The following is a 13,473-nucleotide window of genomic DNA, read 5'->3' on the forward strand; positions in this document are numbered from 1 at the left end:
TCACGCTCTGGTGGGCTTGATGAAGAACCCGCACCATTAATAATGCGCCCGTGTCGGGCGCAAAAAAAAAGCAGCCTCAGCTGCCTTTCTTTTTATTAGTCCTGCTACAACAATCAACGCTTCTGACGCAATCGCTGAATCGCTGCCAACTGGGCTATCGCTACCGACAATTCTGCTTGTGCAGCAGCGTAGTCAATTTTCGACTCCTGATTGATCATCGCTTCCTCAGCCAAGCGCTTTGCTTCCAACGCCTTGGCTTCATCGAGGTCGCCACCACGAATTGCCGTGTCTGCCAGGACTGTTACCGCGTTTGGTTGCACTTCCAGAATGCCGCCAGCGACGAACACTAGTTCCATCTCGGCTTGGCCTGCAACCTTGATGCGCACCGCGCCCGGTTTGATACGCGTAATGAGTGGCGTATGACCAGGATAGATACCGAGCTCTCCAGATTCGCCCGGTAAGGCAACGAACTCGGCTTCACCCGAGAAAATCTGCGTTTCGGCGGAAACCACATCAACGTAAATAGTGTGTGCCATCTTGAAACCTTATCTGTTCAATGAGTCAGTCATCCGACTGCCAACATCGGACAATCCCGATGCTGACAGACACCGATTACTGAGCCTTCTTGGCTTTTTCGATTGCTTCCTCGATCGTGCCGACCATGTAGAACGCTTGCTCTGGCAGGTGATCAAGTTCGCCCGACGCGATCATTTTGAAGCCCTTGATCGTGTCTTTCAGCGAAACGTACTTACCAGGTGCACCAGTAAATACTTCAGCAACGTGGAATGGCTGTGACAGGAAGCGTTGCATTTTACGTGCGCGTGCGACAAGAAGTTTGTCTTCCGGCGCCAATTCATCCATACCCAGAATCGCGATAATGTCGCGCAATTCCTTGTAGCGTTGCAAGATACCTTGCACCGATCGGGCGGTGTCGTAGTGGTCCTGACCAACGACGAGCGGATCGAGCTGACGTGAGGTTGAATCGAGTGGATCCACCGCAGGGTAAATACCCAGCGAGGCGATATCACGCGAAAGAACAACGGTTGAATCCAGGTGAGCAAAGGTTGTTGCTGGTGACGGGTCGGTCAAGTCATCTGCAGGAACGTAGACAGCCTGAATCGAGGTAATCGAACCGACTTTGGTCGACGTGATGCGCTCTTGCAGACGGCCCATTTCTTCGGCCAGCGTTGGCTGGTAACCCACTGCGGAAGGCATACGTCCCAACAGTGCAGATACTTCCGTACCGGCCAACGTGAAGCGATAAATATTATCAACGAAGAACAGAACGTCTTTACCTTCGTCGCGGAAACTTTCAGCGATCGTCAGACCGGTCAGCGCAACGCGCAGACGGTTGCCTGGCGGCTCATTCATCTGCCCGTAAACCATCGCGACTTTGGAATTCTCCGGATTTTCCAGATCGACCACTTTCGCGTCGGCCATCTCGTGATAGAAGTCATTACCTTCACGGGTCCGCTCACCAACGCCTGCAAACACGGACAGGCCGCTGTGTGCTTTGGCGATGTTGTTGATCAGTTCCATCATGTTCACGGTCTTGCCGACACCGGCACCACCAAACAAACCGACTTTACCGCCCTTGGCAAACGGACACACAAGATCGATCACCTTGATACCGGTTTCCAGCAAATCTTGCGACGGTGACAACTCGTCATACGCTGGTGCTTTGCGATGAATTGACGCCATTTTTTCATGGCTGACCGGACCGCATTCGTCGATTGGGTTGCCCAATACGTCCATGATACGACCCAGCGTTGCCTTACCAACTGGGACCATGATCGGTCCGCCGGTGTTCTGGATAATCATGCCGCGGCGCAAACCGTCGGAAGTACCCAGCGCAATGGTACGGACGATACCGTCACCCAATTGCTGCTGCACTTCCAGTGTCAATTCCGAGCCTTCCATTTTCAAGGCGTCGTACACCTTGGGCATCGCGTTGCGCGGGAACTCAACGTCCACCACTGCGCCGATACACTGAACGATTTTGCCGTCAGCCATGTTCGTTCCTTCAAAAGTAATTTAAATTCCTGGCAGCTTGACTACGTGCTTTCCACTCTTAAAGCGGCATACGGTCAAGTTGCGTCATGTTTTATTCAGTCGGGGACAGAGCAGTTCGCGCCTCTGTCCCACTCAGGTCATTAGACTGCTGCTGCTCCGGAAACAATCTCCGACAATTCCTTCGTGATCGCTGCCTGACGCGTCTTGTTATAAACCAGCTTTAATTCACCAATCACGTTGCCAGCGTTGTCGCTGGCAGACTTCATCGCCACCATACGGGCCGATTGCTCGGACGCCATGTTTTCTGCGACTGCCTGGAAAATCAATGCTTCAACGTAACGCAACAGTAGTTCATCAATAACCGATTGCGCATCTGGCTCGTAAATGTAATCCCATGAGGTATTACCTTTATCGGCTTCCAGTTTGTCAGCCGACAGGGGCAGCAATTGCTCCAGTGTCGCTTCCTGACGCATCGTATTGATGAACTTGGTATAAACCACATACACCGCGTCCAGCCGGCCTTCCTGATACGCATCCAGCAAAACCTTGACCGGACCAATCAGTTTGTCGAGATGAGGGGCATCACCGAGTTGCACCGCATGCGACACCACTGTCACACCGACGCGATTGAGGAAACCAAATCCCTTGTTGCCGATAGCGACTGCCTCGATTTTGTTGCCCGTGCTTTCGACTTCACGCATCTTTGTCGTCAACAGGCGCAACGCATTGGTATTCAGACCGCCGCACAATCCCTTATCGGTTGTAACGACGACGAACCCTACGCGCTTAGCCTCCGCTTGCGACACCAAAAACGGATGTGTGTATTCCGGATTGGCCTGCGACAAGTTAGCAGCAATATTACGAATCTTCTCGCTGTAAGGACGAGCCGCACGCATCCGCTCTTGCGCTTTGCGCATTTTGGATGCAGCGACCATTTCCATCGCCTTGGTGATCTTCTTCGTATTTTCTACGCTCTTGATCTTGCCTCGAATCTCTTTACCTGAAGCCATGCTTAGTTACTCCTTATGCACAGTTAGGTTCAGAACGATTTCTTGAAATCTGCAATCGCCGCGGCCAGTGCAACTTCACCGTCCTTGTCGAGCTGCTTGGTTTCTTCGATCTTCTGCAACAACGCCGCGTGGCTGCTTTTCATGAAGCCATGCAGACCCGATTCAAACGGCAGTACTTGCTTGACTTCGACATCATCGAGGTAGCCTTTGTTGACCGCGAACAGCGAACACGCCATCAGCGAGATCGACAACGGTGAATACTGCGCCTGCTTGAGCAGTTCAGTAACGCGCGCGCCACGATCAAGCTGTTTGCGGGTCGACGCATCAAGGTCCGAAGCAAACTGGGCAAACGCTGCCAATTCACGGTACTGGGCCAAGTCGGTCCGAATACCACCAGACAGGTTTTTAATGACCTTGGTCTGCGCTGCGCCACCAACACGCGACACCGAAATACCGGCATTAATCGCAGGACGGACACCGGCGTTGAACAGCGAGGTTTCAAGGAAGATCTGACCGTCGGTAATCGAAATCACGTTGGTTGGAACGAAAGCGGAAACGTCACCAGCTTGCGTTTCAATGATCGGCAACGCAGTCAGCGATCCAGTCTTGCCCTTGACTTCGCCCTTGGTGAAGGCTTCGACGTAGTCCGGATTCACGCGTGCTGCGCGCTCAAGCAAGCGGCTGTGGAGATAGAACACGTCGCCAGGGTACGCTTCGCGACCTGGTGGACGGCGCAGCAACAGCGATACTTGACGGTAGGCGACAGCTTGCTTTGACAAATCGTCATAGACAATCAGTGCATCTTCACCACGGTCACGGAAATATTCACCCATGGCGCAACCGGCGTACGGCGCAACGAACTGCATGGCAGCCGACTCGGAAGCCGAAGCAGCAACGACAATCGTGTACTCCATCGCATTGTGCAGTTCGAGTGAACGCACGATGTTTTTGATCGATGATGCTTTTTGGCCGATCGCAACGTAGATACACGTGACGCCCTGACCCTTTTGGTTGATGATCGCATCGATCGCCACCGCGGTCTTGCCGGTTTGACGATCGCCAATGATCAGTTCGCGTTGACCGCGACCAATAGGTACCATTGCATCGATTGACTTCAGACCGGTTTGCATTGGCTGCGATACGGATTGACGCGCAATCACGCCAGGCGCGATCTTTTCAATCGGTGCCGTCAGCTTGGCATTAACAGGACCCTTGCCATCAATTGGCTGACCCAGTGCATTGACCACACGGCCGCACAACTCAGGACCAATTGGCACTTCCAGAATACGACCGGTACATTTGACTGTGTCGCCTTCCGAGATGTGCTCGTAATCACCCAGAATCACGGAACCGACCGAGTCACGCTCGAGGTTCAGCGCGAGGCCGAAAGTGTTACCTGGAAATTCCAGCATCTCGCCTTGCATCACGTCGGACAGACCGTGAATGCGGCAGATACCATCGGACACCGAAATGACCGTACCTTGATTACGAATCTCGGCGCTGTCGCTGAGACCCTGAATCCGGCTCTTGATCAGTTCGCTGATTTCGGACGGGTTGAGTTGCATATAAACTCCTAAAATTTTTCTCTGGCTTACGCGAGGGGCAAGTTTTGCACGGTTACGCGGTGAGCGCGACCTGCATCTGTTGCAGCTTTGCGCGCACCGACGTGTCGAGCACTTCGTCTCCGACAACTACGCGCACACCACCAATCAATGTCGAATCCACCGACACCAACGGATTGAGTTTGCGACCGAATTTTTTTTCCAGCGTGGCAATCAGTTCACTGACCTGCTCTGACGTCAATTCGAACGCGCTGACGATGTCCGCATCTGCGGCACCTTCCTGGGTATTTTTCAATACCTGGAATTGAGCGTCGATTTCAGGCAGCAAAGTCAGGCGGCCATTTTCGATCAGCATCATGATGAAGTTATTGGCTTCAGCACTGACTGGCGATTTGACAGCTGACAAGAAAGTGGCAGCAATGTCCGCATCCGAAATTTTCGGGTTGTGCGTCAGCGCTTGCAGATCAGGATCTGCAGCCACTTGAGCCATTTCTGCGACCAGGCCAGACCAGACAGTCAGGTCCTCTGTCTTTGCGATGCGAAACAGGGCTTCGGCGTAAGGACGGGCAATCGTTGCGAGTTCGGCCATGATTACAGCTCGGTTTTCAGATGAGCCAACAGTTCGGCGTGCACGGCTGCATTGACTTCACGCTTCAAAATCTGCTCAGCGCCTTTTACCGCCAGCGTAGCGACCTGATCACGCAGCTCTTCACGTGCGTGGGTAACTTGCTGATCGGCTTCGGCTTTAGCAGCGGCAACAATACGCGCGGCTTCCACTGTTGCAGTGTTCTTGGCTTCGTCAATAATGCCCTGGGCGCGCTTCTCAGCATCGCTGATTCGCTTTTGACCGGCATCGTTAGCGGATGCCAGTTGCGCCTGAACACGCTTCTCTGCGGCAGCCATTTCGGCCTTGCCACGTTCGGCCGCAGCCAAACCATCCGCGATCTTCTTTGCGCGCTCATCGAGCGCTTTCGTCAACGGCGGCCATACGAATTTCATCGTGAAGCCAGCGAGGATGAAGAAGACCACGAACTGTGCAATCAAAGTTGCATTGAGGTTCATGGTTTTTTTCCTTAGCAGAATACGGTCGGCCGACATCCCGAAACGGGATGCGACCACGAGCAGCGAATTACTTGGCGATGAATGGGTTTGCGAATGCAAACAACATGGCGATACCAACACCGATCAGGAACGCAGCATCGATCAGACCAGCCAACAAAAACATTTTGGTTTGCAATGCATTCATCAGTTCTGGTTGGCGTGCCGACGCTTCAAGATACTTACCGCCCATGATAGCGATACCGATACAAGCACCGATGGCGCCCAGGCCGATAATCAAACCACACGCCAATGCTACGAATGAGAGGTCAGTCATGACAATTCCTTAAAAGTTAAAATAAATATAAAAATCAAATCAAAAAACCAGCGTGCCAATACAACAATTTCAAAATCTAAAACCGGTTAATGCCCTTCGTGTGCCTGGCCGATATATACCAGCGTCAACATCATGAAAATGAATGCCTGCAGAAATACGATCAGGATATGGAAAATAGCCCAAACGGTACCCGCAACGACCTGACCAGCAAATCCGAATACTGTGGCAGTTGATGCGAGCAAGGCAATCAGAAGGAACAACAATTCGCCGGCGAACATATTACCGAACAATCGCATCGCCAAAGACACGGTCTTGGCAGCGAACTCGATGACGTTGAGCAGCAAATTGAAAGGAGCAAGCCAGATGCCGAACGGGGCAGCGAACAACTCATGAATAAATCCGCCGAGGCCCTTGATCTTGAGGTTGTAGTACATCATCAGAGCAAACACGCCCAGAGCAATCCCCATCGTGCCATTAAGGTCAGCAGTAGGGACGACGCGATGATGCGGAAAAATATGTTCGACACCAAGGAAGCTGAACAAGGCAGAGAACATGTCGACCGGCAGGAAGTCGAGTGAATTCATTAATGCAACCCAGACGAAAATCGTCAAGGCCAGCGGTGCAATGAAGCTGCGATCGCCGTGGACAATCGACTTGGCTTGGTCGTCGACCATTTCGTAGAGCATTTCGACTGCAGCCTGAAAACGGCCTGGGACGCCGGCTGTTGCCTTACGTGCGGCAAGGTACATGATCAGACAACCAACGACACCAGAAAATATGGACCAGAAAAGGGTGTCCATATTCAGGATGGAAAAATCGATGATTTTTTCCTGATGCTGGGTCGAAAAATGTCCCAGATGGTGGACGATATATTCAGAGGCAGTCGGTGCGTGTTCCGCAGCCGCGCCAGCAATTACTTCAGTCGTCATATCATTGCCTAAATAATAAAATAATGTAACTTTTCAGTGCCACGACGAAAGCAGCGATTAACGCCAGCCAATTCAAGTCACGGTACAGCCATCCGATGGTGCCTAATAGCGCCACCGTCAATGCAATCTTGACAAATTCACCGATGAAAAATGACATGGGATTTGCACCACCTGCTTTGCGGGAATCAGCAAACAGTCTTAGCGCAAATAGTCCATTTGGAACGACACAACACAAGCCGCCTAACAAAGCTGACAGGAATCCGGGGACTCCTGCCAAAGCACCTGATATCACACTGACGACTAGCGTCGCTACGAACTGCAATAAGACAACGCGTAACATGCTAGTCCAAGGTCGGAGCCCATCTCCGACAATCTGACGGAGCAATGTGCATGAAAAAAGTGCTGATGTGGGTGCTCTGAAGGCACGGGATTATAAGTGGTTTCCGAAGGGGCAGTCAATTAATTGGCGCACTGATACCCAACGAAAAACACGTACCTGGCAAGACTCCCGGCAGATCGTTTGAATCAGGGTAACTGCAGCTATTTATTCGCTGCTGTCTGCGACTGAACTATGGATTTATGCCGCCACGCGCAACCTGACAATGATGCCGTCAAGGGCGTCCAGGCTGGCAAAATCGATGACTAGCTGGCCTTTCTGGCGCGCGCCCATCTTGACCGTCACCGTGGTCGCAAGTGTGTCTGATAGCTCTTCCTCCAGCCGAGCAATATCACCTGACTTGGTTTTTCTGGAGTGCGGCTCAGCGGACACTTCAAGTGCAGTACGCGACACCAATTTTTCGGCATCCCGGACCGACATGCGTTTTGCAACGATCTGATTAGCGAACATGATTTGAGTTGCCGCATCAACCGGTAATAGTGCCCTGGCATGTCCCATATCGAGATCACCCGCCATCAACATCGTCTGTACCGGTTGTGCGAGATTGAGTAATCGCAATAGATTGGATACGGCGCTGCGCGAGCGCCCTACTGCTGTCGCTGCCTGTTCGTGTGTAAATTCGAAATCACTGATCAAACGATGAATACCTTGCGCTTCTTCAAGAGGGTTCAAGTCCTCGCGCTGAATGTTTTCGATGAGCGCCATTGCGGCGGCAGCCTGATCGTCAACGTCCTTGACTAGTACTGGTACCTCGCTTAAACCGGCCAGCTGCGCAGCACGATACCTGCGCTCGCCGGCAATGATTTCATAATGATTGCCCCCATCCTGCACCGCAATGCGCCTCACGAGGATAGGCTGCAAGATGCCTTGCGCCTTGATCGATGCTGCCAACTCATTGAGCGCACCCTCATCCATGCGCGTACGCGGCTGATATTTGCCAGCCTGCATGACACCGACCGGTAGCACTGACGGGGCACCCGGCAAGTTCGGCACAGCATCCTCGAAATCGGTAGAACCACCTAGCAATGCATCGAGACCGCGACCCAGACCACTCTTATGTTTTTTCGTAGCCATAATTGCTCTTTACATTGTTTTGATACGTTCGACCATCTCGGCGCCGAACGCGATGTAAGCTTGCGCGCCTTTCGAACTTGGATCGAAATTTACGCCGGGCACGCCGTAGGACGGTGCCTCTGCGAGGCGAATATTGCGAGGGATCATGGTTTTGAAGACTTTGTCACCGAAATGTTGTTCGAGCTGAGCCGACACTTGCTGTGACAACGTCATGCGGGGATCAAACATGACACGAAGCAAACCGATGATCTTCAGATCGGGATTAAGCTTGGCATGGACCTTCTTGATCGTGTTGACCAAGTCTGACAACCCTTCAAGTGCGTAATATTCGCATTGCATCGGAATGATCACACCATTGGCTGCACACAAGCCATTCAACGTCAGCATGGAAAGCGCCGGGGGACAATCAATCAAGATGAAGTCATAGTCGTCGCCAACCAAGCTCAACGCGTCCTTCAAGCGCTTTTCCCTGTTTTCCAGTTGAACCATTTCTACTTCGGCACCGGCGAGCTCCCGGTTTGCCGGCAAGACGTCGAAGCCACCATTCTCCGATTTCAAACGCGCATTGGCGACGTCGGACATACCGAGCAAGACTTCATAAATAGAACTACTCAACGTCGTCTTGTTGATGCCTGCGCCCATCGTGGCATTACCTTGAGGATCAAGATCAACCAGCAAAACGCGTTGTCCGATTTTCGTCAAGCCTGCAGCAAGATTGACGGCCGTCGTGGTCTTGCCAACGCCGCCCTTCTGATTTGCAACGCAAAATATCTTAGCCATATTTTCAATTTTTTCGTGATGGTAAATCAGCGAGATGCTGGAGCTTGTTTCGTACCACCCTGAGGAGTAAGAACCAGACTATTTGTGTCGTAACCTTGGACGTCAAGTCTCTTCAGCAGCGACTGATAAACAGGCTCGTCAATCGCTTGCTTACGAGAAAGTACCCAAAGATACTTTCTCGTAGGATCTCCGACTACCGCGATCGAGTAATCCGGTGCCAGCTCGACTACCCAGTAATCTGCCCACACCATTGGTAACCAGGACAGCCACTGGGGTGCGAAACGTACTTTTAATTTAGATGTCGTTTCAAGAGATGGAACCCGCGCTCGTCCAACTGCTTCCTCGATAAGACCGGTAACATTTTTGCAGCGATTAATGACATCCATATCGCCGTCGGCACGCTTGACATACGTTGCGGAAACATCGCCGACGCACTGCTTTTGAAACTTGTTCGGGAAGCGTGCTATCTCGAACCACTTTCCCGTATAGCGATTTAGATCGAGATCTGCAACCACAGTGACCGTTTCGGCATGGCTTGAAGTAGCGTGCAGCATCAACAGTAAAACAAGAGAATATAGCCGCCGGATCATGCCTTCTGATCTCGCGCAATAAAAATCAGATGCCGCTCTGCCTTCAAGCCGGGTACCTGTAACGGTCGAATTTCAGTGACTTTCCAGCCGGCTGGCAAACGGGTAATTTCGTCGACAGGTATCTGGCCTTTCATTGCAATAAAACGCCCCTGTTCTGCGAGTAAATGTCCGGACCAATTCACAAAGTCGGCTAACTCGGCAAATGCTCGAGAGGTAATCACATCAAATGGCTGTGCGACATCGAGTGCTTCAACACGGCCAGTGTGAACAGTGACGTTTGTCAGTCCAAGCTCCGCCTTGGCCTGCGTCAGAAACGCTGTCTTTTTGTGGACCGTATCGACCATAGAAATTCTCATCGCCGGGTTTTCCTGTTGTGCCCAGATCGCGAGGACCATGCCTGGCAAGCCACCACCAGAACCGACATCAAGCACATTTTTCACGTGAAAAAATGCGGGTAGGATCGTGAGCGTGTCCAGCAGATGCTGGGTCACCATTTGCAAGGGATCACGTACTGCGGTCAGGTTATACACTGCATTCCACTTGGTCAGTAGCGCAAGATAGTCAATCAGTCGCTCGAGGGTAGTGGCATCAAGCTGGAGATTGAGTGATGTCGCGCCATCACTTAATGTCTTTATCAGTTCTATACGATTGAAGGAAGTGGTCATGATCTTGTGTCAGGCTGCGATATCAGTCGTTGCAACAGCAGCAAATTCCATGTACCCGCCTTTTTTAAGGTGCACGAGCAACAATGACAAAGCTGCTGGTGTGATCCCCGAAATACGTGAAGCCTGGCCAAGTGTTTCAGGGCGTTGCGTGTGTAGTTTTTGTCTCACTTCCATCGACAGTGCGGTAACCGCCAGATAGTCGAACTCAAGAGGCAATTTCAAATGTTCAAAATGCTCGTGACGTTCAATTTCTTTAGCTTGCCGATCGATGTATCCGGCATACTTCAACTGGATTTCGACTTGCTCTCTGACGATGGGATCGTCCACGCCCGGATGGGCCAATAACTTGCCATTGATACCAGTCATTTCTAGCAAACCGGCATAACTCACATTCGGACGTCGTAACAGATCAGCCAGGGAGTATTCACGTTCGATCGCCTTTCCCAAGATGCGTTCGGCTTCCGCATCGGCGAGGACGCGCGGGCTTACCCAGGTCGAGCGAAGCCGTTCCATTTCACGTGCTACGGCTTCTCTTTTTTGCTCGAATGCCTCCCATTGCACGTCACCGACACAGCCCAGCTCTCGACCAATTTCAGTCAGACGCATATCGGCATTGTCTTCCCTCAAGCTCAGCCGATACTCTGCCCGGCTTGTGAACATTCGATAAGGTTCTTGCACACCCTGAGTCACAAGATCGTCCACCAGAACACCAAGATAGGCCTGATCTCGACCAGGAGTCCAAGCTGGCCTGCCCTGTGTTTGTAACGCAGCATTCAGTCCCGCCAGCATGCCTTGCGCCGCGGCTTCTTCGTAGCCTGTAGTGCCATTAATCTGGCCAGCGAAAAATAATCCTTGAATTGATTTAGTCTCGAGGGATGATTTCAAGCCACGTGGATCAAAGTAGTCGTATTCAATTGCGTAACCGGGACGCAGTATATGCGCGCTCTCAAGACCCGTCATTGACCGTACTAACGCCAATTGCACATCGAACGGCAAACTAGTTGAAATTCCGTTCGGATAATACTCGTTTGTGGTCAGCCCCTCTGGCTCAAGAAAAATTTGATGTGATGACTTATCCGCAAAGCGATGAATCTTATCCTCAATTGATGGGCAATATCTCGGACCAACACCCTCAATGACACCGGTGTACATGGGACTGCGATCAAGCCCTCCGCGAATAATGTCATGGGTGCGCTCATTGGTATGTGTTATCCAGCAAGGCATCTGCATAGGATGCATGCTCACGGAACCCATTACTGAAAAAACAGGAATGGGATCAAGATCCCCAGGCTGTTCCTGCATAACTGAAAAATCGATGGTGCGGCCGTCCAATCTAGGTGGTGTTCCTGTCTTTAAACGCCCTTGGGGCATCTTCAACTCTTTTAAACGCGCTGACAGCGATACAGCTGGTGGATCACCAGCGCGTCCTGCTGAATAGTTGTTTAATCCAACGTGAATTTTTCCGTCTAAAAAAGTACCAGCTGTAAGTACGACTGAGCGGGACCTAAATTGAATTCCGATTTGCGTAACTGCACCAACAACACGATCACCTTCCACCATCAAGTCATCTACTGCCTGCTGGAAGAGCCACAGATTGGGCTGGTTTTCAAGGCGGAAACGTATGGCTTGCTTGTATAAAAGGCGATCCGCCTGCGCGCGCGTTGCACGTACCGCTGGCCCCTTTGAAGAATTTAATATCCGGAACTGTATACCGGCCTCATCGGTTGCGAGTGCCATTGCTCCACCCATTGCATCGACTTCGCGTACGAGATGCCCTTTTCCGATACCACCGATAGATGGATTACAGGACATCTGCCCTAATGTTTCGATATTGTGAGTAAGCAGTAGCGTTTTTCGCCCCATGCGAGCGGCGGCTAAAGCCGCTTCGGTTCCGGCGTGTCCACCGCCGACTACGATAACGTCAAACTCTGAGGGAAATTGCATAACTTGACCCGATGAACGGTAAATAGAGGAAGGATTATAAGGGCTTTTTTCGGGAAACCAGGCAGGGAATGAAGTTACAGTGCTCGTTGTTTCACGTGAAACCTAAATAAAGACTAATTTTGTCCCAGATAGAAAGTGACACTATGACAAGCCCAAAAGAAAATAATAGAAGCCACAACATAAGAATGACTTGCCCTCGATCACTTGGCCGCCATCGATCTCTCAAATGAAAAACTGAACGTACTGCAGCAGACAACCCAAATCCCGTGGAGCGAGGACTAACAGAACCACCCGTCTCAGCTGGAGAACTTTTAAATAATGGGATATAAAAATCTACCAACTCAACAGATTGAACAAAAACGTCAGGTCGCTGAGACGACAAAATTGGATATAAAACACCTTTCTCTCGCATTATTGAACTACCAGCAAGAAATGGGATAGGGAAGTCCTGTTGATCTAAATTGTTCGCAAGCTGCCCTTCTACGTACTCATAATCTGCATCAAATGAAACAACAGTTACTGGATCAAGCGGATCTTGCTCGAGAAACCGATCAATCAACACAGCATCAACAACTTCATTCTTAACAGAAGTCCCAGGCATCAATACTTCAAAAATCAATTGTTTAACCACCAGTTTCTCAATCGCCCGCCGTATTCTGCTACTTTCGAGACCCTTAAACTTGTCATCTAATTCAGATAACGGGGCCCGACCATCAACAACTATCAGAACCAACCGTTCACTTTGTGTGAGCCCCTCTTTTTTTAATTGAATCTCTATACGACCTGCATCGGTGCGCTGATAGATAGCTGAATCTGTCACGAGTCATTCCTCCTTAATCCACTCTGTTTCACGTGAAACAAAAAAATTACAGAACCAACATAGAGAACAACCTGAACACCAAAAAAAGATAGCAATCACTATTACAACAACTCTCTGCATTACAAATATCTTTTCCTTTGTTCACCACCAGTAATGTTGGAAATACAAAGACAAACAAAGGATAGCGCTGAAAAAACCAAAAAAGCAAAAAACAACATCAACAAGCCAAACAAAAAACGACGGATATAAATTAGTTCATGACAAAGCCACACTCAGTGTCGCTCCCTCTAAGTGATTATCGAAACAACAATGGT

At 50.8% G+C, this 13,473-nt stretch carries 15 protein-coding genes; all 15 read right to left on the reverse strand.

Going from position 1 to position 13,473, the window contains the following annotated elements; translation table 11 throughout:
- Positions 1–113 precede the first annotated feature (113 nt).
- The gene (locus tag QN370_RS05015) at positions 114–536 is read right to left on the reverse strand and encodes a F0F1 ATP synthase subunit epsilon (RefSeq protein ID WP_322125891.1); all 423 of its coding nucleotides are present in this window, start codon (positions 534–536) and stop codon (positions 114–116) included.
- Between the two features lie 76 nt (positions 537–612).
- Positions 613–2,013, reverse strand: a complete 1,401-nt coding sequence (gene atpD, locus QN370_RS05020; protein WP_322125890.1) for a F0F1 ATP synthase subunit beta — start codon at positions 2,011–2,013, stop codon at positions 613–615.
- A gap of 140 nt (positions 2,014–2,153) precedes the next feature.
- Positions 2,154–3,023, reverse strand: coding sequence for a F0F1 ATP synthase subunit gamma (atpG, locus tag QN370_RS05025; RefSeq protein WP_322125889.1), 870 nt, complete (start codon positions 3,021–3,023; stop codon positions 2,154–2,156).
- 29 nt (positions 3,024–3,052) lie between these two features.
- Positions 3,053–4,588 carry a F0F1 ATP synthase subunit alpha gene (atpA, locus tag QN370_RS05030; RefSeq protein ID WP_322125888.1) on the reverse strand — a complete coding sequence of 512 codons (1,536 nt, stop codon included), beginning with the start codon at positions 4,586–4,588 and terminating at the stop codon, positions 3,053–3,055.
- Between the two features lie 52 nt (positions 4,589–4,640).
- Entirely contained in the window at positions 4,641–5,174 is a 534-nt protein-coding gene (locus QN370_RS05035; RefSeq protein ID WP_322125887.1) for a F0F1 ATP synthase subunit delta, read from the reverse strand.
- Positions 5,175–5,176: 2 nt separating this feature from the next.
- Positions 5,177–5,647, reverse strand: a complete 471-nt coding sequence (locus QN370_RS05040; protein WP_322125886.1) for a F0F1 ATP synthase subunit B — start codon at positions 5,645–5,647, stop codon at positions 5,177–5,179.
- A gap of 67 nt (positions 5,648–5,714) precedes the next feature.
- Positions 5,715–5,960: a F0F1 ATP synthase subunit C gene (atpE, locus tag QN370_RS05045; RefSeq protein ID WP_009664937.1), complete on the reverse strand. Its 246-nt coding sequence runs from the start codon at positions 5,958–5,960 to the stop codon at positions 5,715–5,717.
- Between the two features lie 86 nt (positions 5,961–6,046).
- A complete protein-coding gene (gene atpB / locus QN370_RS05050; RefSeq protein WP_416172124.1) occupies positions 6,047–6,874 on the reverse strand; it encodes a F0F1 ATP synthase subunit A in 828 nt (275 codons plus the stop codon).
- A gap of 16 nt (positions 6,875–6,890) precedes the next feature.
- Positions 6,891–7,229: an ATP synthase subunit I gene (locus QN370_RS05055; RefSeq protein ID WP_322125884.1), complete on the reverse strand. Its 339-nt coding sequence runs from the start codon at positions 7,227–7,229 to the stop codon at positions 6,891–6,893.
- Between the two features lie 237 nt (positions 7,230–7,466).
- Positions 7,467–8,360 (reverse strand): ParB/RepB/Spo0J family partition protein, encoded by an 894-nt coding sequence (locus QN370_RS05060; protein WP_322125883.1) that lies wholly within the window; start codon positions 8,358–8,360, stop codon positions 7,467–7,469.
- Positions 8,361–8,369: 9 nt separating this feature from the next.
- The gene (locus tag QN370_RS05065) at positions 8,370–9,140 is read right to left on the reverse strand and encodes an AAA family ATPase (protein ID WP_322125882.1); all 771 of its coding nucleotides are present in this window, start codon (positions 9,138–9,140) and stop codon (positions 8,370–8,372) included.
- Between the two features lie 26 nt (positions 9,141–9,166).
- The gene (locus tag QN370_RS05070) at positions 9,167–9,730 is read right to left on the reverse strand and encodes a lipocalin family protein (protein ID WP_322125881.1); all 564 of its coding nucleotides are present in this window, start codon (positions 9,728–9,730) and stop codon (positions 9,167–9,169) included.
- The gene (gene rsmG / locus QN370_RS05075; protein ID WP_322125880.1) at positions 9,727–10,395 is read right to left on the reverse strand and encodes a 16S rRNA (guanine(527)-N(7))-methyltransferase RsmG; all 669 of its coding nucleotides are present in this window, start codon (positions 10,393–10,395) and stop codon (positions 9,727–9,729) included. Before rsmG ends, QN370_RS05070 begins: the two co-directional genes overlap by 4 nt.
- Before the next feature lie 9 nt (positions 10,396–10,404).
- The gene (gene mnmG, locus QN370_RS05080; RefSeq protein ID WP_323581684.1) at positions 10,405–12,339 is read right to left on the reverse strand and encodes a tRNA uridine-5-carboxymethylaminomethyl(34) synthesis enzyme MnmG; all 1,935 of its coding nucleotides are present in this window, start codon (positions 12,337–12,339) and stop codon (positions 10,405–10,407) included.
- A 91-nt stretch (positions 12,340–12,430) separates the two neighbouring features.
- A complete protein-coding gene (locus QN370_RS05085; RefSeq protein ID WP_322125879.1) occupies positions 12,431–13,159 on the reverse strand; it encodes a hypothetical protein in 729 nt (242 codons plus the stop codon).
- Positions 13,160–13,473 lie beyond the last annotated feature (314 nt).

The sequence above is a fragment of the Actimicrobium sp. CCI2.3 genome (genome assembly GCF_035019065.1).
Taxonomy (GTDB): domain Bacteria; phylum Pseudomonadota; class Gammaproteobacteria; order Burkholderiales; family Burkholderiaceae_D; genus Actimicrobium.